Origin of the sequence: Curtobacterium sp. CFBP9011, from assembly GCF_034045095.1 — a bacterium.
Taxonomy (GTDB): domain Bacteria; phylum Actinomycetota; class Actinomycetes; order Actinomycetales; family Microbacteriaceae; genus Curtobacterium.
On record NZ_JAXCWN010000003.1, the window covers coordinates 102,024 to 126,585 of the forward strand.

27 protein-coding genes and 1 pseudogene are annotated in these 24,562 nt (G+C 69.4%); 18 read left to right on the forward strand and 10 right to left on the reverse strand.

The window, feature by feature from the left end; genetic code table 11:
- Positions 1 to 42: 42 nt before the first annotated feature.
- From SOM35_RS07730 to SOM35_RS07760, 7 genes are all read left to right on the forward strand, one after another.
- The gene (locus SOM35_RS07730) at positions 43 to 1,326 is read left to right on the forward strand and encodes a chloride channel protein (protein WP_320514975.1); all 1,284 of its coding nucleotides are present in this window, start codon (positions 43 to 45) and stop codon (positions 1,324 to 1,326) included.
- A gap of 83 nt (positions 1,327 to 1,409) precedes the next feature.
- Positions 1,410 to 1,622 carry an antitoxin gene (locus tag SOM35_RS07735; RefSeq protein WP_111074725.1) on the forward strand — a complete coding sequence of 71 codons (213 nt, stop codon included), beginning with the start codon at positions 1,410 to 1,412 and terminating at the stop codon, positions 1,620 to 1,622.
- 108 nt (positions 1,623 to 1,730) lie between these two features.
- Complete coding sequence (locus SOM35_RS07740; protein ID WP_320514976.1) at positions 1,731 to 3,062, forward strand: SufS family cysteine desulfurase; 1,332 nt, start codon at positions 1,731 to 1,733, stop codon at positions 3,060 to 3,062.
- Positions 3,059 to 3,508: a Fe-S cluster assembly sulfur transfer protein SufU gene (gene sufU, locus SOM35_RS07745; RefSeq protein WP_320514977.1), complete on the forward strand. Its 450-nt coding sequence runs from the start codon at positions 3,059 to 3,061 to the stop codon at positions 3,506 to 3,508. The genes SOM35_RS07740 and sufU overlap by 4 nt, the downstream gene beginning before the upstream one ends.
- Positions 3,509 to 3,765: 257 nt before the next feature.
- Positions 3,766 to 4,956 carry a glycoside hydrolase family 5 protein gene (locus tag SOM35_RS07750; protein ID WP_320514978.1) on the forward strand — a complete coding sequence of 397 codons (1,191 nt, stop codon included), beginning with the start codon at positions 3,766 to 3,768 and terminating at the stop codon, positions 4,954 to 4,956.
- A 232-nt stretch (positions 4,957 to 5,188) separates the two neighbouring features.
- Positions 5,189 to 5,533, forward strand: coding sequence for a hypothetical protein (locus SOM35_RS07755; protein ID WP_320514979.1), 345 nt, complete (start codon positions 5,189 to 5,191; stop codon positions 5,531 to 5,533).
- A gap of 32 nt (positions 5,534 to 5,565) precedes the next feature.
- Complete coding sequence (locus SOM35_RS07760; RefSeq protein WP_320514980.1) at positions 5,566 to 6,252, forward strand: alpha/beta fold hydrolase; 687 nt, start codon at positions 5,566 to 5,568, stop codon at positions 6,250 to 6,252.
- Between the two features lie 3 nt (positions 6,253 to 6,255).
- Here SOM35_RS07760 and SOM35_RS07765 read toward each other — a convergent pair whose 3' ends face one another.
- Positions 6,256 to 6,747, reverse strand: coding sequence for a MarR family winged helix-turn-helix transcriptional regulator (locus SOM35_RS07765; RefSeq protein ID WP_320514981.1), 492 nt, complete (start codon positions 6,745 to 6,747; stop codon positions 6,256 to 6,258).
- Positions 6,748 to 6,808: 61 nt separating this feature from the next.
- Here SOM35_RS07765 and SOM35_RS07770 point away from each other — a divergent pair, with 61 nt between their 5' ends.
- Complete coding sequence (locus tag SOM35_RS07770) at positions 6,809 to 7,177, forward strand: VOC family protein (RefSeq protein WP_320514982.1); 369 nt, start codon at positions 6,809 to 6,811, stop codon at positions 7,175 to 7,177.
- A gap of 253 nt (positions 7,178 to 7,430) precedes the next feature.
- Here the strand turns inward: SOM35_RS07770 and SOM35_RS07775 are convergent, their stop codons facing one another.
- Entirely contained in the window at positions 7,431 to 7,709 is a 279-nt protein-coding gene (locus SOM35_RS07775) for a hypothetical protein (RefSeq protein WP_320514983.1), read from the reverse strand.
- A gap of 262 nt (positions 7,710 to 7,971) precedes the next feature.
- On the opposite strand from SOM35_RS07775, the pseudogene SOM35_RS07780 reads away from it, so the two are divergent.
- The 3 genes and pseudogenes from SOM35_RS07780 to SOM35_RS07790 form a co-directional block, all read left to right on the forward strand.
- Positions 7,972 to 8,211 (forward strand): annotated as a pseudogene (locus SOM35_RS07780) (DapH/DapD/GlmU-related protein); the annotation flags it as partial.
- 368 nt (positions 8,212 to 8,579) lie between these two features.
- Complete coding sequence (locus tag SOM35_RS07785; RefSeq protein ID WP_320514984.1) at positions 8,580 to 9,569, forward strand: hypothetical protein; 990 nt, start codon at positions 8,580 to 8,582, stop codon at positions 9,567 to 9,569.
- Positions 9,570 to 9,775: 206 nt separating this feature from the next.
- Entirely contained in the window at positions 9,776 to 11,074 is a 1,299-nt protein-coding gene (locus tag SOM35_RS07790) for a hypothetical protein (protein ID WP_320514985.1), read from the forward strand.
- A 133-nt stretch (positions 11,075 to 11,207) separates the two neighbouring features.
- Here SOM35_RS07790 and SOM35_RS07795 read toward each other — a convergent pair whose 3' ends face one another.
- Positions 11,208 to 11,363, reverse strand: a complete 156-nt coding sequence (locus tag SOM35_RS07795) for an Lsr2 family DNA-binding protein (RefSeq protein WP_414648561.1) — start codon at positions 11,361 to 11,363, stop codon at positions 11,208 to 11,210.
- The gene (locus SOM35_RS07800; RefSeq protein ID WP_422653318.1) at positions 11,341 to 11,442 is read right to left on the reverse strand and encodes an Lsr2 family DNA-binding protein; all 102 of its coding nucleotides are present in this window, start codon (positions 11,440 to 11,442) and stop codon (positions 11,341 to 11,343) included. The genes SOM35_RS07795 and SOM35_RS07800 overlap by 23 nt, the downstream gene beginning before the upstream one ends.
- A gap of 208 nt (positions 11,443 to 11,650) precedes the next feature.
- Between SOM35_RS07800 and SOM35_RS07805 the strand changes: the two genes are divergently transcribed.
- Both SOM35_RS07805 and SOM35_RS07810 read left to right on the forward strand, forming a co-directional pair.
- Positions 11,651 to 12,046 (forward strand): hypothetical protein, encoded by a 396-nt coding sequence (locus tag SOM35_RS07805; protein ID WP_221850255.1) that lies wholly within the window; start codon positions 11,651 to 11,653, stop codon positions 12,044 to 12,046.
- A gap of 61 nt (positions 12,047 to 12,107) precedes the next feature.
- On the forward strand, positions 12,108 to 12,434 hold the full coding sequence (locus tag SOM35_RS07810) for a hypothetical protein (protein ID WP_320514986.1): 327 nt from the start codon (positions 12,108 to 12,110) through the stop codon (positions 12,432 to 12,434).
- Positions 12,435 to 12,564: 130 nt separating this feature from the next.
- On the opposite strand, the gene SOM35_RS07815 is transcribed toward SOM35_RS07810, so the two are convergent.
- The 3 genes from SOM35_RS07815 to SOM35_RS07825 form a co-directional block, all read right to left on the reverse strand.
- Positions 12,565 to 12,771 (reverse strand): hypothetical protein, encoded by a 207-nt coding sequence (locus SOM35_RS07815; protein ID WP_320514987.1) that lies wholly within the window; start codon positions 12,769 to 12,771, stop codon positions 12,565 to 12,567.
- A 251-nt stretch (positions 12,772 to 13,022) separates the two neighbouring features.
- Entirely contained in the window at positions 13,023 to 13,523 is a 501-nt protein-coding gene (locus tag SOM35_RS07820) for a GNAT family N-acetyltransferase (protein ID WP_320514988.1), read from the reverse strand.
- A gap of 120 nt (positions 13,524 to 13,643) precedes the next feature.
- Positions 13,644 to 14,234, reverse strand: coding sequence for a TetR/AcrR family transcriptional regulator (locus tag SOM35_RS07825; protein WP_320514989.1), 591 nt, complete (start codon positions 14,232 to 14,234; stop codon positions 13,644 to 13,646).
- Positions 14,235 to 14,364: 130 nt separating this feature from the next.
- Between SOM35_RS07825 and SOM35_RS07830 the strand changes: the two genes are divergently transcribed.
- The 4 genes from SOM35_RS07830 (at position 14,365) to SOM35_RS07845 (ending at position 20,256) form a co-directional block, all read left to right on the forward strand.
- Positions 14,365 to 15,633, forward strand: a complete 1,269-nt coding sequence (locus tag SOM35_RS07830; protein ID WP_320514990.1) for an MFS transporter — start codon at positions 14,365 to 14,367, stop codon at positions 15,631 to 15,633.
- Between the two features lie 58 nt (positions 15,634 to 15,691).
- Positions 15,692 to 18,163 (forward strand): glycoside hydrolase family 3 protein, encoded by a 2,472-nt coding sequence (locus SOM35_RS07835; RefSeq protein WP_320514991.1) that lies wholly within the window; start codon positions 15,692 to 15,694, stop codon positions 18,161 to 18,163.
- Positions 18,164 to 18,294: 131 nt separating this feature from the next.
- Positions 18,295 to 19,701: an LLM class flavin-dependent oxidoreductase gene (locus SOM35_RS07840; RefSeq protein ID WP_308118796.1), complete on the forward strand. Its 1,407-nt coding sequence runs from the start codon at positions 18,295 to 18,297 to the stop codon at positions 19,699 to 19,701.
- A gap of 30 nt (positions 19,702 to 19,731) precedes the next feature.
- A complete protein-coding gene (locus tag SOM35_RS07845) occupies positions 19,732 to 20,256 on the forward strand; it encodes a GNAT family N-acetyltransferase (protein ID WP_320514992.1) in 525 nt (174 codons plus the stop codon).
- Positions 20,257 to 20,283: 27 nt separating this feature from the next.
- Here the strand turns inward: SOM35_RS07845 and SOM35_RS07850 are convergent, their stop codons facing one another.
- Positions 20,284 to 21,090, reverse strand: coding sequence for an SGNH/GDSL hydrolase family protein (locus SOM35_RS07850; protein WP_320514993.1), 807 nt, complete (start codon positions 21,088 to 21,090; stop codon positions 20,284 to 20,286).
- 151 nt (positions 21,091 to 21,241) lie between these two features.
- Between SOM35_RS07850 and SOM35_RS07855 the strand changes: the two genes are divergently transcribed.
- Positions 21,242 to 21,964 carry a VIT1/CCC1 transporter family protein gene (locus SOM35_RS07855; RefSeq protein ID WP_301223418.1) on the forward strand — a complete coding sequence of 241 codons (723 nt, stop codon included), beginning with the start codon at positions 21,242 to 21,244 and terminating at the stop codon, positions 21,962 to 21,964.
- A 102-nt stretch (positions 21,965 to 22,066) separates the two neighbouring features.
- On the opposite strand, the gene SOM35_RS07860 is transcribed toward SOM35_RS07855, so the two are convergent.
- Both SOM35_RS07860 and SOM35_RS07865 read right to left on the reverse strand, forming a co-directional pair.
- Positions 22,067 to 23,008 (reverse strand): acetamidase/formamidase family protein, encoded by a 942-nt coding sequence (locus tag SOM35_RS07860; RefSeq protein ID WP_320514994.1) that lies wholly within the window; start codon positions 23,006 to 23,008, stop codon positions 22,067 to 22,069.
- A complete protein-coding gene (locus SOM35_RS07865) occupies positions 23,005 to 24,492 on the reverse strand; it encodes an APC family permease (protein ID WP_320514995.1) in 1,488 nt (495 codons plus the stop codon). The genes SOM35_RS07860 and SOM35_RS07865 overlap by 4 nt, the downstream gene beginning before the upstream one ends.
- Positions 24,493 to 24,562: the final 70 nt, after the last annotated feature.

Sequence of the window (24,562 nt, forward strand, 5' to 3'; positions counted from 1 at the left end):
TCCAGATCGTCTCAGCGGAGCGCTCCCACTACGCTTGCCGACATGCCACACAACGGTCACGCCAGTCCGGCCTGGGTGCTGAAACTCGCCGTCGTCACCGCGCTCGTCGGCGTCGCCGGCGGTGCCGCGGGGATCGCCGTGTGGCTCGCCCTCCAGCTGATCCAGTTCGTCGCCTTCGGGTACCCGTTCGCCGGACACCACGAGGCTGCCGACGCGCCCTCGGGGCTGAACCGGTTCTTGGCGGTCCTTGCCGCCGGTGTCCTCACCGCGGTGGCGTGGTGGGCGATCCGACGCTGGGGTCGACCCGTCGTCGGCGTGCCCGCGGCGGTCGGCGGCAAGCGGATGCCGTCCCTGGTGACCCTCGGCAACGCGGGCGTGCAGATCCTGGCGGTCGGGCTCGGCGCCTCGATCGGCAAAGAGGTCGCACCACGCGAGATCGGTGCCTGGGCTGCCCAGCTGCTGACGGTCCGCGCCGGCCTGAGTCGTCGTGAGACGAAGGTGCTCGTGGCCTGTGGTGCGGCTGCCGGCCTGGCGGCGGTCTACGACGTCCCGCTCGGCGGCGCCCTGTTCGCGGTCGAGGTCCTGCTCGGCGAGCTCACCCTGGCCACCGCCCTGCCCGCGTTCGCGACGAGTGCGGTCGCGGCGTTCGTCGCCCGGCTCGTGATCCCGGACGAGGTGCTCTACCACGTGCCCGCGATGCACCTCTCGCCGTCGCTGCTGGTCTGGGCGGTCGTCGTCGGACCGCTGCTCGGGTTCGCCGGTGTCGGGTTCGTCAAGACCACGAACCGGCTGCAGGGCATCGCCCCGACCGGGTGGAAGCTCCTCGTGGTGCTGCCGGTCGTCTTCGCGCTCGTCGGACTGGTCGCGGTGCCGTTCCCCGAGGTGATGGGCAACGGCCGGGCCCTCGGCATCGCCGCGATGAACGCCGACCTGGACGGCCCGACCCTGCTCGGCATGGCACCACTCCTGGCGCTGCTGGTGCTCGGCCTGCTGAAGACCGTCACCACGGCCGCGACGATCGGCGCCGGCGCGGTCGGTGGCACCCTGACCCCGTCGATCGCGATCGGATCCGCACTCGGCGGGTTCCTCGGCGCGGCCTGGCTGCTGCTCTGGCCGGTGGACGGCGGCAGCATCGCCTCGTTCGCGTTCATCGGCGCGGCCGCGTTCCTGGCGACCACCATGCGGGCACCGTTCACTGCCCTCGTGCTCGTCGTCGAGTTCACGCAGCAGGGGACCGACATCCTCATCCCGTCCCTCCTGGCCGTCAGCGGGTCGGTCGCCGTCGCGTACGTCCTGGCCCGCCGCCGCAGCGCCCAGATGACCTGAGCCGGACCGAGCACACGTTCGGTGGTTAGCATCGGCGCCAGGACGCGGGGCACCAGGCGCCGCGGCGAAGTGAGGAGCCGGTCATGGCGGGGTTCGACGACATCGCGAAGAAGGCCCAGTCCTTCCTGCAGGACGGCAAGGTGCAGGACGCGCTCAAGAGCGAGAAGGCCGAAGGTGTCAGCGACAAGGTGTTCGACGGTGTCGCCGACGCCGTGAAGAAGGCCACCGGCGGCAAGTACGACGACAAGATCGACAAGGCCCGCGACGAGGCCGACAAGCGCATCGGCAACGAGTAGCGCCAGCCGCACGACGACCGCGCGGTGCTGGCCCGACTGGACGTCACCGGGAAGAACGACCACGATTGACGGGTTGTCTCCCGCGAGACGCACAGGAGGGCCAGCACCGTGACGATCGTTGCACCAGCGCCGACGGACGACACCGTCGAACCGCTCACCGAGGACGAGGTCGCCCGCATCCGGGCCGACTTCCCGATCCTGCAGCAAGAGGTGAACGGGCAGCCCCTGGCCTACCTCGACTCCGGGGCCACGGCCGAGCGACCTGTGCAGGTCCTCGACGCCGAACGCCGCTTCCTGGAGCACGACAACGCCGCCGTGCACCGCGGCGCACACACCCTCGCCGCGCTGAGCACCGACGCCTACGAGGACGCTCGAGCAACCGTCGCCCGGTTCATCGGCGCGACCAGCCCGTCCGAGGTCGTCTGGACGGCGAACGCCACCGACGCGCTGAACACCGTCGCGTACGGCCTCCGGAACGCCAGCGCCGGCCGCGGTGGCCCCGAGGCCGACCGCTTCCGACTCGGTGCCGGGGACGAGATCCTGGTCACCGAGGCCGAGCACCACGCCAACCTGGTGCCGTGGCAGGAGCTCGCCGTGGCCACCGGTGCGACGCTCCGCTGGGTGCCCGTCGACGACACCGGCTGCTGGACCGCGGCCGACGCCCTCGCGCTGGTCACCGACCGCACCCGGGTCGTCGCGATCTCCCACGTCTCGAACGTCACCGGCATGATCGCCCCCGTCGCCGAGGTCGTCGCCGCCGCACACGCCGTCGGTGCCCTCGTCGTCCTGGACGCCTGCCAGTCCGCACCGCACCGGCCGCTCGACGTCCGTGCGCTCGACGTCGACTTCGCCGCGTTCTCCGGGCACAAGATGCTCGGCCCGAACGGCATCGGCGTCCTCTGGGGCCGCCAGGAGATGCTCGACGCGCTGCCGCCGTTCCGCACCGGTGGCTCGATGATCACGACCGTCACCATGGAGCACACCGACTTCATGCCGGCCCCCGAGCGCTTCGAGGCCGGCACCCAGCCCGTGTCCCAGGCCGTCGCGCTCGCCGAAGCCGTCCGCTACCTGGAACGGATCGGCATGCGGCGGGTCCAGGCGCACGAGGAGCACCTGGCGCAGCGGATGCTGACCGGCCTGGCCGCCGTGCCGGGCGTCACGGTCGTCGGCCCGCCCGCCGGGGTCGCACGGAGCGGCCTGGCCGCGTTCGTGGTCGACGGGGTGCACGCCCACGACGTGTCGCAGTACCTCGACGCGCAGGGCATCGCGGTCCGCTCGGGGCACCACTGCGCCCAACCCCTGCACCGCCGGCTCGGCCTGACCGCCACCAGCCGGGCGAGCACGTACGTGTACACGACCGAGCAGGACGTCGACCGCTTCGTCACCGCCGTCGCCGAGATCCGCGGGTACTTCGGTGCCGACGCCGAGGACGCCTCGTGAGCAGCCTCGACAGCCTGTACCAGCAGGTCATCCTGGACCACGCCAAGGCCCGGCACGGCGACGGCCCGCTCGAGCACGCCGACGCCGAGCACTTCGAACGGAACCCGACGTGCGGTGACGAGATCACCGTCCGGGTTCGTCTGGAGCCCGGCACCGACCGCATCGCCGAGGTCGCCTGGCAGGGGGACGGCTGCTCGATCTCGATGGCGTCCGCCTCGGTCCTGACCGACATGGCCGTCGGGCGGACGGTGCCGGAGCTGCTGGCGCTGACCGAGGAGTTCCGCACGATGATGCGCTCCCGCGGCGTCGGCGAGCCGGACGAGGACGTGCTCGAGGACCTCGTCGCGTTCCACGGGGTCTCGAAGTTCGTCATGCGGGTGAAGTGCGGGATGCTCGCATGGGTCGCCGCCGAGACGGCAGCGCAGCAGGCGGTCGCCGCGCGCTGAGCGCCGGCCCGCCGGTCGCCAGCCCTTCGGCCCGCGGGACGGTCGGACCACCGGACGGGAGGCGCGGTGCCAGCTGGCACCGCGCCTCCCGTCCGTCGTAGGTGCGTCCGCACTCGACCTGTTGACACGAGTGGTGCAGAGTGCAATCCTCGCCGTGTTGACGTTGCCATCACCGGTGGGGGAACGGTCGTGCTGCGTCGACGACCCCAGGACGACGGCGTCCGGGGTGCTCCGAGGACGGAGCAGGAGGGAACACCATGACCATCCACACCACCAGCTCGACGGACGGCAGGGGCCGACCGACACGAGGGCGTCTCCGCCGCATCGCGACCGTCGTCGCCGCCGTCTGCGCCGGCGTCACGGCACTCGCACTGGCGGTCCCGACGACCGCGTCCGCGACTCCGGCGACGACGACCGGCACCTCGGTCTCGGCTGCCGGCCACGGCCACGACGCCCAACCCGACGCCCAGCTCGACGCCCGGCTCGACCCGACCCGGTTCCACGGCGTGAACTGGGCCGACCCGCGCGACAACTACGTCAACGGACCCGTCGTGCTGTCGGGCCTGTCCACCTCGGACGACTACCGGACCACATACCGCAAGGCCGACCGGGTCATCCGTGAGTTCCGGAAGGACCTGGGCGCCGACACCGTCCGCCTGCCCGTCAACCCGTACTCCGTCGGCACGACCTGGTGGAACTCCTACCGAGCCGTCATCGACGCCGCCCGGCACCGGGACGTCAAGGTCGTCCTCGGCTACTGGGAGGGCAGCGACGCCAGCAAGGACGGCAAGGTCGACGACCCCGCCGCCTGGTGGGGCATGTGGGACACCCTGACCCGCACGTACAGCCACGACTCCGGCGTGTTCTTCGAGCCGATGAACGAGCCGTTCGGGTACGCCCCGGCCGACTGGGTGCAGCTCGCCACGACGTGGGTGCAGCGCTACACCGCGCAGGGCATCCCGCGGGACCGGGTGTTCGTCAGCGGCACCGGCTACAACGACCACGTCGACGCGATCTGTGCGGCCCCGGCACTCGACGGCACCTACGTCTCGCAGCACTACTACGGCTACTGGGGCACCCGGAACGCCGCCGAGTGGAAGGCCGACTTCGAGAGCCGACTCGGCGACCAGGCGTGCTCGAACCGCACCGTCCTCGACGAGTTCGGCGTGCCGATGACGACCGGCCTCGACTACCGCGGCTCCGCCACCACGGGCAACGCCGACGCGGACAACTCGGTCGCGTTCCTGCAGACCGTGACGACCGTTGCACGGGAGCGGCACCTCGGCGCGGTCTACTGGCCGGGGCTCCGGACGGACGACACCTACAGCCTCGAGACCGTCCGCAGCTCGGGGAGCAACCTCTCGCTGCGGGTCACGAACGACTCCGGGTTGGCGCTGCTGCACTGGGCGTGGGGTGAGGGGCGCCGGGCGCCCTTCGCGGTGCGCTGAGCCGGGTGCTCGCCGGTCCGGCCCTGCCTGACCGACTGGATGGCTGACGGACGGGAGGCGCGGTGCCAGCGGGTGCCGCGCCTCCCGTCCGTCGCGTGCCGGTCCGGCGGGTCGTGCGCCCTTCGGGTTGTGTGCCCGACCGGGCCGGTGCCGCGCGGGTGCAGCAGTGCCATCGGTGATCGGCCATCGGACATCGCGACCGACGGCGAGCAGTGCACCTACGATGACGTGGATGAGCGACATGGGGACGGGTGAGCGCGGGGTCGTCGCGGCGATGTGGGTCGCACTCGTCCTGGGCTGCGGGGTCGTCGTCGCGATGCTGTGGTTCGGTGCGTTGCTGGACGTGTTCACCCTCGGGGTGATGCCGACACCGGCTGCGACGGCGAGTGGCCGTGCGAGCCTGAACGCCGCGGCGGTCGTCAGCGTCGCGGCAGCGTCCACCACCGTGGTCCTTGCGGTCGTCCTCCTGTGGCGAGGCGTGCACCGGGTCGGTGCTGCAGTCGCGTTGGTCCTCGCGCTCTGCGCTCCGTGGGTTCCGTTGTGGATCGCGATGAACGCCGTCCTCGCCGGCGAGTGACCGGGCGGGAGGGCAGCGCTAGCGTGCAGTCCATGACGGGTGACGGGACGGGCGCGCGGATCGTGTTCCTGCACGCCTCGAACCGGAGTCCGGACCGGGCCTGGTCGGCTGTCGGGGATCTGCCCGGTGCGTGGTTCGCGGTGATGCCCGGGTACAGCGCGGACGGGCCGGCCACGTTCGACCAGGACCGCTGGGAGGCCCGGCTGCTCGAGACGTGCGATGCCGGAGCGACCGTGGTGGCGCACTCCTTCGGCGGGCCGGTCGCCATGCGTGCCGCCGCTCGTCGTCCGGACCTGGTCCGGGCGCTCGTGCTGTTCGAGCCCGCCGCCTACGCCCTGGCGCGGGGGAACCCGGCGGTCGAGGAGCACATCCGTCGGGTGCAACCAGTGCTCGACCGGGCGGCGACGCTCCCGGCGGCGGAGTTCGCCGTGGCTTTCGCGACGGCACTCGCCGGACAGACCATCGCACCCCCGACGGACTCGGCCGACCTGCTCGCTGCCGAGCGGCAGCGCCGACTGCCCGGGCCGTGGAGCCTGGACACCCCGGACCGGATCGGCGTACCAACCCTGGTGGTGACGGGCGGATGGAACGACGAGTACGAGGCCATCGCCTCCCGGATCGTCGGTGCCCGTCACGTGACGCTCGCCGGGCACGGACACCGGCCGCAGGACCATCCCGACGCAGTCGGGGTCGTCCGGGCGTTCCTCGACGAGGCCTGACCCTCAACCCGCGGCGTCGTCCTTCGGACCACTCGCTGCCTGGGTCTGGTCCGCGCCGCGGAGTGACCGGACCATGCTCTGCAGGAGGCGCCGGGCGGCCGCGCGGTCGTCCTCGTCGAGGTCACTGAGCATCCGGTCCTCGACGCCGCGGACCGCCGCCGTCGCTGCGGCGAGGTCGCGACGACCGCGCTCGGTGAGCTGTGCCGGCATCACCCGGCCGGAGCGGGCCTCCGACGGGCGGGTGACGACGCCGTCCCGCTCCAGTGTCTGCAGGAGCACGTTCATCGACTGCCGGGTGACGAAGGTGCCGCGGGCGAGCTCGGAGTTCGACGAACCGGGACGCTGCGCCAGCAGTTCCAGGCACGAGTAGTGCGTCACCGTCATGCCGAGCGGGCGGAGCACGGCCTCCATCGCGGTGCGGAGTGCGGTCGCGGTCTCCTTGAGCAGGTAGCCGATCGAAGTCGGCAGGTCGACGCCGGGTCCGTCTTGACTCATGTCAATAGTCTGACATACGCTGCTCGATGTCAGACAACTGACATCGACACGAGGAGCAACCATGCCCGTCACCGGCCCCGACTTCGTCTCCCTGCAGGTCCGCGACCTCGACGCCTCGCAGGCGTTCTACGAGCGGTACCTCGGCCTGGTCCGCTCACCCGCCGGACCTCCGCACGCCGTCGTCTTCAGCACGACGCCGATCGCCTTCGCGCTGCGGGACGTCGTCCCCGGCACCGACCTCGACGCTGCCGACCAGCCCGGTGTCGGCGTCGCGCTCTGGCTGCACGGCACCGAGGTGCAGGCGATGCACGACGCCCTGCAGGCCGACGGGCACCGCATCGTCTCGAGTCCGATCGACGGACCGTTCGGGCGGACGTTCACGTTCGCTGACCTGGATGGGTACCACGTGACGGTGCACGACCGGGCGTGAGTCCGGGGAGGAGCGGTCTGCCGGGGCGAACCGCGGCCCGTGCCGGGGCCCGGCCCGGCCTCGGCATGCGGCCTCACGGTGCGTGACGTGGTCGAGGCACGGGCGGCCGGCCACGCCGCGAGGGGTGCGGCGAACGTGCAGGGATCGGCGCGAGTGAGGCTGGACCGGACCCAAGCGGCGAGGAAGCCCGACGCGCTCGAGGGAACCGCGTCGTGACGAGGAAAGTCTCGGGTAGCACCCGGCGGCCCGGGGCCTACCCGCGTCCGCGACGGGCGACTGCGTAGATGCCGCACCCCGCGCCGAGCCCGAGTGCTCCGAGCACCGTGAGGCAGTAGCCGAGCACCAGCGGCCACCTCGGGTTCACTGTGGGGTTGAAGACGGTGTCGCTGAGCGGTGCGTACGCGAACCAGCCGAACTCGACGGGATGGGCCCACTGCCAGACCGTGATGCCGACCCCGATGCCGAGCAGCACGAAGCCCGCCGTCGCGAGGATCAGTGCCCAACGGGACAGGCGCTGCTGAGGAGCTGACACGAGCGCCATTGTGTCGCACATCGTCGCAATGCTCCCAACGGGTCAGCGACGGTGTCCCGCGCATGCCCAAACCGTTGGCCTGCTGCTGGTCGCGGACGAGATCGTCGTCGTCGTCCGGTACTCCCTCGCCGGCCCGGCCGGGCACCACGTGACGGTGCACGACCGGGCGTGAGTGATGGGGAGGACCGGTGCCGGGGCGGACCGCGGCGCGGGCCGGTGACTGCATGTGGCGTCAGGGGCTGTGACGAGGGATCACCGTAGGGAGGACTGCCAGATCGCGCCGAACGTCCAGCTGCTGACACCGACCCACCCCATTGATCCGCCGCCGCGCCGCCACAAGCTCGAAGCAGCCCACCCGATCAGCATCGGGAACAACGTGTGGCTTGGGGGCGGTGTCATCGTCGGCCCCGGCGTGAGCATCGGCGACGACAGCGTCATCGGCGCCGGCGCCGGCGCCGGCGCCGGCGCCGTCGTCGTCCATGACCTGGTTCTGATCGGTTGAACTGACCCGCACGAGGCGACCTCTTGCATCCTGTGTTGCGTCACGTCCGGACCTCCGCATAGATCTGTGGCCGAGAGGGGGCAAGCGGACGCTAGGACCATGCGGACAGGGCCCTCGACTGCCTATCGCGCAACATGCTGGCCAATCTAGGCAGTCCTCGAGCGCCCTCTCGGCGGGTCGTGGCACACGAACGTCGGGACTTTATGTGAGTATCGATCACACACGACGTGCGAAAGATGGTGCTCCGTGCTTGCCCCAATGGGTCGAGACGAGCGGTAGCGTGCCTGCCGCCTCAATGCTGATTGCCGGGACCTCGCTTCGCTCCACTGCAACCGCCCCGCTTTGTTTGCGATCAAGGAGATGAGTCAATGATCGAGAAGTGCGCGCTCGGCGTGATTACGGAACGCGGTAAAAAGGTTCTGGACCCAACGTGGAGCAATTTGGGTGATCACGAGGAGGACTTCCTTCGTAGACACATCGATGAAGTCCGTGCGACCGCTACGGATGAGCAGACACGAGGCCGATTTCGCCCCGACTCGAGTCTCGAATCAGATCTGATGGCAGCCCTCGACGCCACGGAGCAATCAGAATTTGTCGACATCGCCAAGCGACTGGTGCAGAAGCTCGCAACGGCGATGCTCCCGGTCGCAGCAAAAGCCTCCTGTGTCGTTGCTCTCATCGTTAGCTCAGATGGCGACGGCAAGTCGGTCACACTGCTCAAGCTCGATGCAGAAATTGAAGCCGCGAGACTCATGCAGATTATGGGCGAAATTCGTCTGGAGGTTTTCGACGACCTCCTCCCAAGCCCGGGCGAGATCCAAAAGGGCATCTCCTGGCCTGATCCCCGACAGCACTCAGACCTTATTATCCGCGATAAGCAGGCCGGTGCCATGGCTGGTACTGCCCAGTATTTTCTGAATGCATACAAAATCGACGCATCCCCCACTGCCAAATTGACTGAGCAAGCGCTGGTGAAGGCTATGTCGGTGCTTGCGCCGAGCAAGGTAGCTGACGCTGTTGCGGCGGCAGGGGACGGTGGTAGTGCGAACGACGTCATTACTCGCATTCACCAAGACGTACCGGAACTAGACGGCTCGGCGAAAGCCCTTGGCGGGCACGGAGCAATTCCGGGAATAATCCGACCATCATTTGCGACAACCTCCAAACAAACCTACGAGGCTCACGGAATTGAACTAAAGGTGCCACTCGCGGAAATCGGCCGTGTTACCTCCCGCCAGGAAGGCACGGTGTGGGTAACAGAAGTTCGCACAGACCTGCCGCTTGTACCCGCTACCAGCGTTCCTACCTTCAGTGACTCGGATACCTTGCCGGGGTCCGGCAACGGGACAGTAAGTTGAGTGCGATTACGCAGGCGGTTGCGGAGCTGCAGGCCGCTACGGCGACACTCTCTGACTTGGTTGCGGAAGGCTGGGCACTAGTTCGGACGCCTAATTTTGCCACCGTAACGATCACATCTGACGCCATCACTCCGCTACTCGACCGAATCCGAGCGCTAGAACCTATTGGCGCAACAGTGACTGCTCGTGCAGTCGTAGGAGATGATGTGGCGGAGATCGAGGTGGATTCCGCAGGACGCAGGGTGGTCACTTCTGTTCCAGGAAATTTGCTTGCTGCGTATGGTCGTGAGCTACGTTCAACAGCGAACCGGGCCGCGAGCGGGAACGCGGACGCGATGGCGAGTCTTCCTGCAGATTGGGAATTGATCGTTCGCTGCGACCTGCGCCTTCCCCTAAGGCGGGCAGACGATCGTGCCGAATGGACCCTGTTGCAGAACATCGCGGACTTTCACGCCCTGCTTGACGCGACACCCGTGTGGGACGCCCGAGCTATATTCGGATCCGAGAAAGCACCTATTTTCGTTGTTACTAGCTTAGGACCTGAATCGTACCTCCGACTCGGTCGCGGTGCTATTGTCGGATTGCATTGCGCAAATATCTCTAAATTTGCGGATATGCTTGGCGCAGTGGGTCCTTCCCTTTCCCCGTCTGCTCTGCCCTCCGGTGTGCTGCCAAAGCAGTTACAACCGGTGGACGGAAGCGACGATTTAGCCTCTTCAAGAGAGCGTATGACACGGCTGGCCGTTGGGACGGCGTGGCTCGCTCTTTCGACGAACGTCAACCTCAACGAGGCTCAAGCTGGGCGGGTGAACGTTGAGATTTTCGGTCTTCAACGAGTGAGGCACTCTATTGCTTCTAGCGGCCTAGATGTCTCGGAAGAGAATGCGCGGGCATCGCTCGACTTATACGACTGGGCAAGTGAACCTAACGCGGTGGATCAGCAAATTGCCATCGATCAGGTGGCCAGTCTTTACCGAGATGATCCACCATGGGCTAGCGCCGTCGATGTTTTGCAGGCAGCGAGGGATGTGTGCGCCACCCTTCGCCGCAATACCATTGGTGAGGTGCTCTTGGCCCGCCGCGCCGCACGCTCAACCGCTATCGCGGCCGCGGAGCAAGCGTCGGAACGAACGTCGACGATGGTCAAAAACACGGCAGAAAGATGCATTGCATCTTTGCTCGCCGTGGGTGGAGTTATTGCAGGGCGTTCGGTTGCTGCTCTTTCAGAGTCTCAGGCAGAGAGCCTACAGCTCCTAATTGCACTATTTCTTTTCGGGCTGGCTATTTGGAGTCTGCTGTTCGAGTCATTACCTGCGCGCGCTCCATTGAGGAGTTTTCGACAGGACATCGGTTCGATAGCTGATCTGCTTAGCATTGAGGAGCGCAACGAGGTGCTAAGCCTCGCCGCAATAAAGTCAGCGGAGCGCTTCACCACGCTGATGAACTATGTGCTGCCTGCGACCTATGTTGCCGTTGGCGTGATTGCCCTCATTGTGCCGGCATAACTGCAGGAACGGCGTGCATCTGCGAGGGACGATTGCAGGTTGCGTCGATGAAATCGCACTGGGCAGTCGACATAAAAGACGACTATCGGCGCGTACGGCGACGGCCGGCCATTGCCATCTGCGGGGAATGGCGTCAGTGCGCCGCGTCGTATGCGTCGCGGACTGCCTGGCTGATCCGGCCGCGAGAGGAGACCTCGTGGCCGTTCGCTGCTGCCCACTCGCGGATCTTGCCGAGCTCTTCGAATGCCGTAGGTGGGGGAGTGGCGTCAGTGTGCCGCGTCGTACGCATCGCGAACGGCCTGGCTGATCCGGCCGCGGGAGGAGACCTCGTGGCCGTTGGCTGCGGCCCACTCGCGGATCTTGCCCAGCTCCTGGCGTGTCGCAGAACCGTCACCGGCGGTGGGCTGTCATGCGGACCCCCTTCTGAGATCTGACGCGGAGCGGTGCTTCGTGCACAACTCGCACTCTTAAAATCGGATCGGCTAGCGAGACGAGGCCTGGTGTGTCCCGTTCCTGCGGGAGAGAGTTGACGGCTACCTGGCGAGATGTTGCCGCGGGTGTGCGAAGCTGCTCGCCATGACCGAGGAGCCGATGGAACACGGACCGGGCTACTACGAGCGGCTGGCCCAGGAAGACGCCAAGCGCCGTGGCTTGAGCTCGGAGGAGTACGGCGTCTACAAAGGCAGCGTCGGGAGCGCGGTGCCCCCGGTCAACTCTGCATCCGGGCTGCTCATCATCTCCATCGTGCTGACCGTGATCATGGTCGGGGTCACAGTCGGCATCGGGTTCTTGGTCGCGCAGAGTCTCGGACTGATCGAACCGACTCCGGGTGACACCAGCCTGGATCCGGTGATGTGGTTCTTCGTCCTTGTCTTCTACGTCTTCCCGGTGTGGTCGTGGGTCTACTACGTGCGGGAGCGACGTGCGCAGAAGCTGCGCATGAGTCGCGGTCTGCCGAAGAACCTGAGCTGATGTCTCACGTCCAGCACGAGCGACGCGGCGTGCGGACCGTCGAGATCTCCATACTGAGGCAATGCCCCGTTCTCAGCGCATCATCATCGCCTCCGGCTTCCTCCTGGCTGCTGCTCTCGCACTGGTCGTCGCCGCGAGCCAGATCGGCCTGACGCGGTACTCCGCACCTGGCGCCAGCGGAGTCGCGATGAAGCAGATCGCACTGTTCGAACCAGCGATCGTGGGCACCGTGGTTTCTGCCCTCGCCACCCTGGCGCTTCTCGCGCATCTCCTCGTCGTCACACGGCGCACAGTGCCGCGGTGGCAGTGGGGTGTGTCTGGCACGGTCTGCGTTCTCGCCGTACTCGCAGCAGTGATCGTGTCCACCGCGGACCGACCGGTGTTCTAGGTCTCCGCACGGTGATCTACGCCCGAGTCACGGGGGCGCCGACTTCGGGTACACACTCTCCGGTCACCGGACGGGCATCGATCTCCGTGCCTCTGTCTGGCGCGGAAGATCATGGAAGTGCCGGCACCCGCTAATTCTGGTCGGGCAGCCAATCTGAACTGGAGAGGACGCCGAGGAACAACGCCATGATCTCGAGGCCTGCCAGCACCACCGCGCTCAACAGCACGATCGCCACGGTCACGACAGTGCGACGCTGTCGTCCGAGCGGAGTGAGGAGCAGAACGCCACCCACGAGCACCAAGGCACCGAGCACAAGGCTGAACAACGGGAAGGTCATCCACGTATCTTGACTCAACAACGACCGCAGCGACCAGCCCGGGACTTCAGATTGTCTTGATCGCCGTCCTTGTCGGTTTCGCCGCCATCCGGACAGGTCTGCAATTCACGCATGACGTTCCGGCGATGATTCCTCGGACGAACTTCATGCCACGCGCACGGCAGCGTGCTGGCACGTCCCAGAATCGTCACCGGCACCGTGCTGTTCGCCGGACACCTGTTCTGGCTCCCGGATCGCCCACCGAGACACGTTCACAGCATCATCCCCAGCACCGTGCGAACAGCGATGGGCCCGCCATGGTCGTCTGCTCGTCGCGTCATCCCGATCTTCAGCGCGACCCGCTCAGAGGCAGCGTTGTCGGGATGGATGATCGCGACGAGTTCGGCCGCATCGAGTGCAGCACGAGCGAAATCGCGACAGGCAGCCGCTGCCTCCGTTGCGTAGCCCTGCCCGTGGAGCGTCGCGCGCACGTGGTAGCCGACCTCGAGCATCGGGACGCCGTTGACGTCCTGCCAGGTCAGTCCGCAGTCACCGACGAACTGCCCGGTGTGCGTCTCGATGATCCAGAGTCCGAAGCCGTGGGCGGCGTAGTTGTCCTGGTTCCAGGCGATCCATCGCGCGGCATCGTCGCGACTCTTCGATGCGGGGTAGAACTCCATGACCTGCGGGTCTCCGAGCAGGTCGGCCATGTCGTCGAGGTCTGCCGGGGTCATCTCACGGAAGCGGAGCCGCGTGGTGGGAGCGGGGAGCATCTCAGCACCGTACCGGCCGCCGGTCGGTCGTCGGAGGCGTCCAAGATCATCGACCGCGTCGCGCGCGGCCCGTCCCCGTCCTGCCGGACGCGAGCCGCGCCTCCAGATCGGGGCCCGACCTCAGCCGGCAGGAACCGCCTGTGCGATCGCGAGCCGCGCGACCAGCTCGACGTGCCGCGCCATGTCGTACGACGGGTCGAAGAGCCACTGGAGCTGCATGCCGTCGGACACCGCGAGCAGCACGGTCGTCAGCTCGACCGGGTCGACGTCCGGTCGGAGGAAGCCGTCCTGCTGCATGGCGCGGAAGTCGGCGGACAGGTCACGGCGGCTGCGCTCGTAGCGCTCCCGGAAGTAGGCGTGCGCCGGGTGCTCGGGGTCGGTGGCGGCCGCCGCGGACAGGTTGACGAACATCTGCACGAGACCGGGGACCTCGACGTTGTGCCGGACGATCGCGATGAGCAATGCCGCGGGGTCCGAGGCGTGCCAGTCGTGCTCCAGGTCGAGCTGGTCGCGGCGTCGGAGGATCTCGACCCACAGGTCGTCCTTCGAGTCGAAGTAGTGCAGCAGGCCGGCCTGGGTGAGCCCGACGGCTGCGGCGATGTCGTTGATGCTCGTCCGTCGGAAACCCTGCGAGGCGACGAGGTCCAGCGCGACCGTCAGGATCTCCTCGCGCTTCGCGATGCCCTTCGCGTACGAACCTCGTCGTGCCATGGCAGGACTGTACCGCTCGGACTGCCGACAAAAACCTAGTGCTAGTCGGTTTTGGTGTTACGGTGGCGACAGCCGCCGACGGAGGCGTGCGAGTCACCGATGGCGGTGGCGTTCCCGAGAAGAGGTTGCCGTGGCCAACGACGCACGACTCGTCCCCGACACCCCGACCGCGGTGGCTCCCACCGTCGGACGTGGAAGCCCGCTCATGTACACGATCGGCATGCCGCTCGCGATGTTCGGTCTGTACATCGCCCTGCTGCCACCCGTGCTCGTCGCGATGGCGCTCAAGGTCGCCGAGATCGCTCCGGAGGACCAGGCGGGCGTGCTCGGCCTGGCGCTCGGCATCGGCGCGTTCGCCGCGATGGTCGCCAACCCCCTGGCGGGTCGCTTCAGCGACCGGACTGCCGGGAGGCTCGGCATGCGTCGTCCGTGGATCATCGGTGGCACGGTGGTCGGGTTCGCAGCCCTCGTGGTCGTCGCGACGACGACGTCCACCGTCGTGCTCGTGATCGGGTGGGCCGTGGCGCAGATCGCCTACAACGCCACCATCGCGGCGCTGACGGCGGTCCTGCCGGACCACGTCACGCGGTCGCAGCGCGGTCGGGTGGCGGCACTGCTCGGGCTGGCGCAGAACCTCGCACTCGTGGGCGGCACCTTCCTGGTGCAGCTCTTCTCGACGTCGGCGTCGCAGATGATCATCCCGGGGGCGATCGGCTCGGTCGTGGTCGTGCTCTACGCGGTGGTCTTCCGTGACCGCGTGCTCGCCGCGAAGCCGACGTCGAAGCTCGGGATCGGGCAGCTGTTCGGGTCGTTCGTGTTCAACCCCCGGAAGCACCCGGACCTCGGCTGGGCGTGGCTGACGCGGTTCATGATGGTCGCGGCGCAGTACACGGCGGTCAGCTACCTCACCTACTTCCTGCGCGACGACATCGGGGTCGACAAGACGAACCTGGCGAACGCCGTGTTCCAGGGCACGCTCTGGAACGTCATCGGGATCGTCCTGACCTCGCTCGTGGCCGGCTGGCTCTCCGATCGGCTCGGTCGGCGGAAGCTCTTCGTCGCGGTGGCCGGCATCGTCGGCATCGCCGGGCTCGTGATCATCGCGATCGCCCCGTCGCTCGGCATGGTCCTCGTCGGCGAGTTCGTGATGGGGGCCGGCATGGGCGTCTTCTACGCGGTCGACCTCGCGCTGATCACCGACGTGCTGCCGTCCGACCAGGACAACGCGAAGGACCTCGGTGTGGTCAACATCGCCCAGGCGCTTCCGCAGTCGCTCGTGCCAGCGGCCGCTCCCGGCGTGATCGCCGTCACCGGCGGGTACTCCGGGTTCTTCATCACCGGCGCCGTCATCGGGCTGCTCGGGATCTTCTCGGTCTCGCGCATCCGCGGCGTCCGCTGACCGGCTGACCCGCTGACCCGCCTGCTCTCCACTGCTCTCGACGAAGGGACCGATCACCGTGACCGACCTGCACACCGCCACCACCGCCTCCAGTCCGACGGCGGAGCGCATCGACGCGCTGCTCGCCGAGCTGACCACCGACGAGAAGGTGCAGCTGCTCACCGGGCGTGACTTCTGGACCACCTGGCCGATCGAGAAGATCGGGCTGCGCCGGATCCTCATGTCGGACGGGCCCTCCGGGGTCCGCGGCGAGGTCTGGGACGAGCGTGACCCGTCCCTCAACCTGCCGTCGGCGACCGCGCTGAGCGCGTCGTGGGACCGCGCGATCGCGAAGCGCTACGGCGCTGCGGCTGCGGTGGAGGCGCGTCGCAAGGGGGTCGACGTCGTGCTCGGTCCGACGATCAACCTGCACCGGTCGCCGTTGGGCGGCCGGCACTTCGAGGCGTTCAGCGAGGACCCGGTGCTCACCGGCGACCTCGCGGCGTCGTACGTGGCGGGGGTGCAGGAGAACGGCGTCGCCGCGACGCCGAAGCACTACATCGCCAACGACTACGAGACCGACCGCTTCACCGCGTCGACCGAGGTCTCCGACCGGGCCCTGCGCGAGCTGTACCTGCTGGCGTTCGAGAAGGCCGTCACCGAGGCACACGCCTGGGCGATCATGTCGTCGTACAACTCGGTCAACGGGGTCACGGCGTCCGAGAACGACCTGCTCGAGACGCCGCTGAGCTCCGAGTGGGGCTTCGACGGCATCGTCGTGTCCGACTGGACCGGCGTGCGCTCGGTCGACTCCGCGAAGGCATCGCAGGACGTCGCGATGCCCGGCCCGAACCCGTGGTGGAGCGAGGGCCCGCTCCTCGCCGCCGTGCAGTCCGGCGACGTCCCGATCGAGGCGATCGACCGCAAGGTCCGCCGCATCCTGACCCTGGCCGCCCGGGTCGGCGCCCTCGAGGGCTTCGAGCCGGTCGCCGCGCAGCCCGTGCACGTCGAGGACGGCGTCGCGTTCGTCCGCGAGGCCGAGGCCGAGGGCACCGTCCTCGTCCGGAACACCGGCGTCCTGCCGCTCGACGCCTCCGCGGTGTCGCGCATCGCCGTGATCGGGCACAACGCCGATCAGGCCCGTACGCAGGGCGGCGGCTCGGCCACGGTCGTGCCTTCCCAGGTCGTGTCACCCCTCGACGGGATCCGCTCGGCGTTCCCCGGCGCCACGGTCGACCACGCCATCGGCGCCGTCGTGCAGGAGGGCATCGCGGAGTTCCCGCTGTCCACCATCACGAACCCGGCGACGGGGGAGCCCGGCGCCCGGGTCGCCTTCGTCAAGGACGGCGAGGAGCTGTACGTCGAGGACCGTCGAGCCACGGCACTGTTCTGGTTCGGCGGAGACGCCCCCACCCGTGAGGCCGACCGGCTCGACATCACCACGACCTACACGGCGGAGTCCACCGGCACCGTGCGGATCGGCATCGGTGCGGCCGGCCGGTCGCGGATGTGGATCGACGGCGAGCTCGTGCTCGACGAGGACGTGCCGTTCGACGGCGACCAGCTCGGTGCGGCGTTCCTCAACCCGCCGGCCCGTTCGGTGCCCGTGTCGGTGACCTCAGGGCAGCAGCTCGCGATCCGCATCGAGTACGACGTCATCCAGGACGAGACGCTCGGCGGGGTGCTCGCCTACCAGTTCGGCACCGAGCCGTCCGACGAGGACCCGTCGGTGCTCATCGACGCGGCAGTCGAGGTTGCCCGCACGGCCGACGTCGCCGTGGTGGTCGTCGGCACGAACTCCAAGGTCGAGTCCGAGGGCTACGACCGATCGTCGCTCGCACTGCCCGGGCACCAGGACGACCTGGTCCGAGCGGTCGCCGCAGCGAACCCGAACACGATCGTGGTCGTCAACGCCGGTTCGCCGGTCGAGATGCCGTGGCGGAACGACGTCGCCGCGGTCCTGCTCACCTGGTTCGGCGGGCAGGAGTACGGCAACGCCCTGGCCGACGTGCTCACCGGAGCGCAGGAGCCCGGTGGACGCCTGCCCACCACCTGGCCGGTCGCGATGGCGGACGTCCCCGTACTCGACGTCACGCCGGTCGACGGGAAGGTGTCGTACGACGAGGGCGTGCACATCGGCTACCGGGCGTGGCTCCGCGCCGGCACCGAGCCGGCGTACCCGTTCGGGCACGGACTCGGCTACACGACGTGGACGATCGACGGGGTCACCGCCACGCCGACGGTGTCCGAGGGCGATGCGGTCATCGTCACGGCGACGGTCGCGAACACCGGCGCCCGTGCCGGCAAGCACGTCGTGCAGGTCTACGCCTCGCGCGAGGCGTCCGAGGTGGACCGCCCCGTCCGGTGGTTGGTGGGCTTCGCGCCGGTCCGGCTCGGAGCGGGCGAGTCCACCGAGGTCTCGATCGAGGTCCCCGCCCGGGCGTTCGCACACTGGGACGGTTCGTGGCGGTACGAGGCCGGACGGTTCACCCTGCACGTCGGGAGTTCCGTGCTGGACGAGGCCGGGACGACGACCGTCGAACTGGGATGACGCGTGACGCCGGGGCGCGGCGCAGGCGCCCCGGCACCCCGGCACCCAGTCGCCCTGGCGCTGAGGGACCCCGGCGTCACGTGGCGTCACGGTCCGTGACGGACGCACGGTCCCCGTCGTACGGTCGCGTCGTGACCACGAACCGCGAACCCCGGCAGATCCGCTTCAACGCGTTCGACATGAACTGCGTCGCCCACCAGTCCTCCGGGCTGTGGCGCCACCCGCGCGACCGTTCCCGGCACTACAACGACCTGTCGTACTGGACCGACCTGGCGAAGACGCTCGAGCGCGGGGCGTTCGACGGCATCTTCATCGCCGACGTCCTGGGCACGTACGACGTCTACGGCGGCACGAACGAGGCCGCGCTGCGCACCGGGTCGCAGGTGCCGGTCAACGACCCGATCCTGCTCGTGTCCGCGATGGCCGCCGTCACGGAGCACCTGGGCTTCGGCATCACCGCGGGCACCGCCTACGAGCACCCGTACCCGTTCGCCCGACGGATCTCGACGCTCGACCACCTGACGAAGGGCCGCGTCGGCTGGAACGTCGTCACCGGGTACCTGCCGAGCGCCGCCCGGAACATGGGCCAGACCGACCAGCTGAGCCACGACGACCGGTACGACGTGGCCGACGAGTACCTCGAGGTCCTCTACAAGCTGTGGGAGGGCTCGTGGGAGGACGACGCCGTCATCGAGGACCGCGAGACCGGCGTCTTCACCGACCCCGCGAAGGTGCACCCGATCGAGCACCACGGCACGCACTTCGACGTGCCCGGCATCCACCTGTCCGAGCCGTCCGTGCAGCGCTCGCCGGTCATCTACCAGGCCGGCGCGTCGCCGCGCGGGATCCGCTTCGCCGCCGAGAACGCCGAGGCCGTCTTCGTCGGTGCCCCGACCCTGCCGCAGCTGGCCGCGACGGTCGCGAAGATCCGGGACGCCCTGGAGGCTGCTGGTCGCGACCGGTACGCCGCCAAGGTCTACACGCTGCTCACCGTGATCACCGACGAGACCGACGAGCTCGCCCAGGCGAAGTACCGCGACTACCTGTCCTACGCGTCCGAGGAGGGCGCGCTCGTCCTCAACTCCGGCTGGATGGGCGTCGACCTGTCGCAGTACGACCTGGACGAGCCGCTCGGCAACATCGAGTCGAACGCGATCCAGTCGGCGGCCGCGAACCTGTCCGCGGCGACGGGCGAGGACGGCACGACGTGGACCGTGCGGGACATCGCCCGGCAGACGGCCATCGGCGGCCTGGGTCCGGTCGAGGTCGGCAGCGGCGCGACCATCGCGCAGCGGCTCGTCGACATCCAGGAGCAGACCGACGTCGACGGCTTCAACCTGGCGTACGCGGTGTCCCCGGGGACGTGGGAGGACGTCATCGAGTTCGTGATCCCCGAGCTCCGGGCCCGCGGCGCCTACCCCGAGGGCTACCGCGAGGGGTCGCTCCGGAACAAGCTGCTCGGTCGCGGCGACCGTCTGCCCGAGGAGCACCGCGGTGCGTCGTTCCGGGTGCGGGAGTCCGCGGCGGCCTCGGCCTGACGCGCAGCAGCCCGGTCGTAGGGTGGTCGGGTGATCGAGTCCACGGCAGCCGTGCGGGTCGCGGAACCCCGGGACACCGGGGACCGTGACCGCATCGACCGCGCCTGCATCGACCTCTGGGCCGCTGCCGTCGCAGCACGCGACGGCCTGGCCGAGGACCCGGCCGTCCGCGTGCGGGCAGCCGCGAAGTTCGCCGCCGACCGGGTCGCACTCGTCGTCGCCCCCGGAGCGGACGACACCGGGAACGCCGGCACGGTGCGGGGGTTCGCGCTCGTCACGGCACCAGGGACCGGCGGGGGAGCGGGCCGTGCGGACGCCGCCTACCTGAGCCTGCTCGCCGTGGATCCCACGGCGCAGGGCAGTGGCCTCGGCCGGGCGCTGCTCGTCGCGGCGGTGGACGCCGCCCGGGCCGCCGGACACGAGCACTGCATGCTGCACGCGCTCGAGGACAACGCCCCGGCCCTCCGCCTCTACCGCAGCGCGGGGTTCCGGCCGGTCGGCGAGCCGTTCCCGCACGCGCTGAGCGGCCGTCCGACGCGCACCTACGTGGTCTGAACCAGGCACCGCCAAGCCGGACCCGGCCTACGTGAGTCGACCCGGGCCTCCCGGTCGGGACGGCGCCACCGGCGCCCAGTCGCCCTGCCCGGCGACCCGGCCGTCCCCGGAGGACCGACCCGTCACCCGACGCCGGACCCACGGGACGACGTGGTCGCGGTAGTACCGGAGCTCCGTGGCGACCGACGTCCTCGTCGCGTCCGGCACGCGGGGCACGGCGGCCTCGGGACCGTCGGCGATCGCGTGCAGGGCCAGGTCCGCGACCCGCTGGTGTCCGAGCGGGTTCATGTGCAGACGGTCCTCGGACCAGAACTCGGCGCGGCCGAGGTGTGCGTCGCGCGAGACGTCGACGAACGGCAGCCCGCGCTCCCGGCTGAAGCCGGTCAGCGCCTCGGCCCAGGCGTCCCCGCGTGCGTTGATCATCCGGCCGAGGGGCAACCGGGCGCTCGGGTCGGCGGGGCTGAGGAGCGCGAGCCGGATCCCACGGGCGGCGACGGCGTCCGCGGCCTCGGCCAGCCGTCCGAGCAGCACGCCGACGTCGTAGCCGGGGCGGAGCATGTCGTTGCCACCGCCGCAGAAGGTGATCAGGGTGGGTGCCGGGTCGAGGGCGAGGGCCGCGTCGAGCTGCCCGTCGAGGACCCCGGCGAGCAGACGGCCGCGGATCGCCAGGTTCGCGTACGACACCGGTCCGGGCAGGTGGTCCGCCAGGCCGACCGCCAGACGTCCGGCCCAGCCGGGGAACGGGACGTCGCCGTCGTCGCCGACGCCCTCGGAGAAGCTGTCCCCGATGGCGACGTAGCGGACGGGGTCGGTGCGGGCGGGGACGGCGGACATGGTCCTCCTCGGGGAACGGGATCGGTGCGGTCTCCATCGTGCTCCTCCGCGTGGAACCGCGCTGAGGGAAGGCTTGCCTCACCACGAAAGCCCCGGTCAGGGCAGCCTTCCCTTGCTGGTGCGATCAGCTGACAAGTGCTTTCCTTTCCTCATGTCCACCGCAGCTGACCTCGCGCTCCCCGCCACCGAGCACGACGACGCCACGAGCGCCGCCCGCCTGAACTGGCTGCGTGCCGGCCTCCTCGGCGCGAACGACGGCATCGTGTCCGTCGCCGCCGTCCTGGTCGGCGTCGCCGGCACCGGCGCTGCGGCCGGGCCGGTCCTGGCTGCGGGCACCGCCGCCCTCGTCGGTGGTGCGGTGTCGATGGCCCTCGGCGAGTACGTCTCCGTCAGCGGGGCGCGCGACGCCCAGCGCACCGGACAGGCCGCACACCAGGCGCAGCTCGAAGCCGAGTCCGAGGACCAGGCCACCATCGCCGCGCACTACCGAGGACTCGGGGTCTCCGCCGATGTCGCCGACACCGTCGCCGCCGAACTCGTCCGCCCCGAGGTGCGCGACCGCCGGGCCGCCGCAGCCCTCCGCGACGCCGAGGACGAGGTCGTCAGCCCCTGGCGCGCAGCCTGGGTCTCCGCCGCGACCTTCACCGTCGGTGCCGCGCTGCCGTTCCTCGCGATGCTCCTCGCTCCGGCGTCGAGCCAGATCATGGTCACCGTCGTCGCCGTCCTCATCGCGCTCGCCGTCACCGGCACCACCGGCGCGACCCTCGGCGGCGCACCCCGGGGCCGGGCGACGATCCGCGTCGTGCTCGGGGGAGCGCTCGCCCTCGCCGCCACCTACGGCGCCGGCACGCTGCTCGGGGCGCACGCGTCCTGACGCAGGTGCGGCCTGTCGGGTGTGCTCGACGGACGGGAGGCCCGGATCACGTGGCCGACGTCGGTCACGTGATCCGGGCCTCCCGTCCGGTACGGCGTCCGGTCAGTCCCCGGCGGTCAGCACCGCCTTCGGGACCCGGTGCAGGGTCACCGCTCCGACTGCGTCGAACGGGTGCAACGGGTCCGGAGCACCGGACCCGGTCGGGCCGCCGAGCTTCGAGTCACCGACCGCGCTGAGCACGGCGTAGGCGTCGTCGGCCGACCAGCCGTGGTCGTCGACGAGGAACGCGAAGGCGTCCTCGTACCCGCGGCGGATGCTCTCCTGCACCGGTTCGCCCAGGCCGACGAACAGCCACTCGTCGTCGGTCTCGATGCGCGGTGCCCGCAGGGTGGGGCCGCCCTTGACGACGTCGACGGAGACGATCGCGGTGCCCTGCGCCTCGATCGCGACGAAGGAGGACTCGCCCTCGGCCATGATCGCGTGGATGTCGCCGATCGACAGCAGCGCTCCCGGCACCCGGACCGGCAGGTAGACCGTCGAGCCGGGGCGGGCCTCGGTGACGTCCATGTTCCCGCCCTCGGCGTACGTGGGCATGATCGTGGAGTTCTCGCCCTGGGCCGGAGCGGTCCCGATGCAGCCGATCATCGGCCGGACCGGGAACGTGTGCCGGTCGGACACCCGGACGACGCCGTCCTCGATCGGGCAGCGGCGGGTGAAGACCCGGTCGCCCATCACGTGCTGCAGTGCGCCGGAGCCGGGCAGTGAGACCGACCAGCCGTGCGTCGTCAGCTGGATGTCGTGGATCGTCACCGCCAGGGTGTCGCCCGGCTCCGCGCCCTCGATGTACACCGGGCCGGTGACCGGGTTGATCGGTGCCTGCAGCTGCGCCATGTCGTTGTGGTCGTCGAGTTCGGCGTAGACGGCGTCGGTCGTCTCGAAGCCGATCGTCTCGCCGGTGCCCGGGGCGATGGTCAGTACCGGCTCGCGGTCGGCGGTGTAGCCGGGGCGGCCGAGCGTGTTCGGCAGGTGGTGGTCGGGGGTCATCGCGGGTCCTTGTCCGTCGAGAGCGGGGCGCCGGTCGGGCCGGCGGGGGCGCCGGTCGGGCCGGCGGGGGCGCCGGTCGGGTCGCCTTCGCCGAGCGTGCCCGGCTCCTCGGAACCGACCTCGGTGGAACGGCCGGTGGAGCGGTAGTAGAGGAAGACACCGGCACCGACGATGAGCCAGATGATGCCGCCGACCTTCGCCTCGACCGCGGCGTTGAGCAGCACGTACCCGATGATCAGGAACCCGATCAGCGGCACGACCAGGTGCAGCAGCCAGTTCCGCGACTTCCCCTTGACCATGTGGTGCACGAACACCGACACGTGCAGCAGCATGAAGCCGAACAGGGCGCCGAAGTTCACCAGCGACGAGATCGTGTCGATCTGCCCGACGAAGAACAGCACCAGGATCGCGGACAGGACCGAGACGACCAGGATCGCGTTCTGCGGCACCAGGCGGCCGTTGAGCTTGTGCAGGAACGCGGGCAGCTGCCGGTCACGACTCATCGAGAACAGCAGGCGGCTCGTCGCGGCCTGCGCTGCCATGGCGTTCGCGATGCCCACGGCCAGGACGTTGACCGCGAAGAACGCCGTCGCCCAGCCGCTCGACGACGCCTGCTGGACGATGGTGAAGAACGCGTTGCCCGCCTCGCTGTCCGAGAACGAGTCGCGTCCGGCGGCCAGGGCGCTGGCGAGCCAGGTCTGCACGACGAACAGGAACGCGACGATGACGAGCGCCAGGATCATCGCGAGACCGGCACCACCCCGGCGTCCGGTGGACTCCTCGGACAGGGTGGAGATGCCGTCGAAGCCCAGGAAGCTCAGCACCGCGATCGACAGCGCCGAGGCGATCAACGGCGCCGACACCTTCGCCGGGTCGAACACCTGGTCGGTGCTGAACGAGGCCCCCGGCACCGTGCCGCCGGTCAGGGCGACGATCGCGATGACGACGAAGATCACCACGAACACCAGCTCGATGAGCAGGAAGATCCGGTTCGCCAGCTTCAGGGACGACACCCCGGCCAGGTTGATGACGGTGTTGATCGCCACGAACACCAGCGCCCACAGCCACCGCGGGGTGCCCGGGAAGATGCCGACCATGCTCTCGGCCGCGAACACGTAGAGCAGCGTCGGGACGAGCAGGTAGTCGAGCAGGATCGCCCAGCCGGCGAAGAAGCCCGCCGTCGGGTGGATGCCACGGCCGACGTACGAGAAGACACTGCCGGCGAGGGGGATCGACTTCGCCATCTGCGCGTAGGCCAGGGCGGTGAAGATCATCGCGACGAGGCCGACCAGGTAGACCAGCGGCACCATGCCGGAGGACGCGTTGTAGACGGTGCCGAAGATCGCCCACGGGGCGATCGGCACCATGAAGACGAGCCCGTAGACGAGCAGGTCGGTGGTGGAGACGGAGCGTTTCAGCTCCTGCTTGTAGCCGTAGGCCTCGAGCTGCTGCTGTGCGGAGAGCTCGCTGTGCTGCTGCGACATGTCGGTTCCGTTTCGGGGAGGAGGGACGGTGCAGGGGTGGGGGGTCCGGACGGGAGGCGCGTCACGGGTC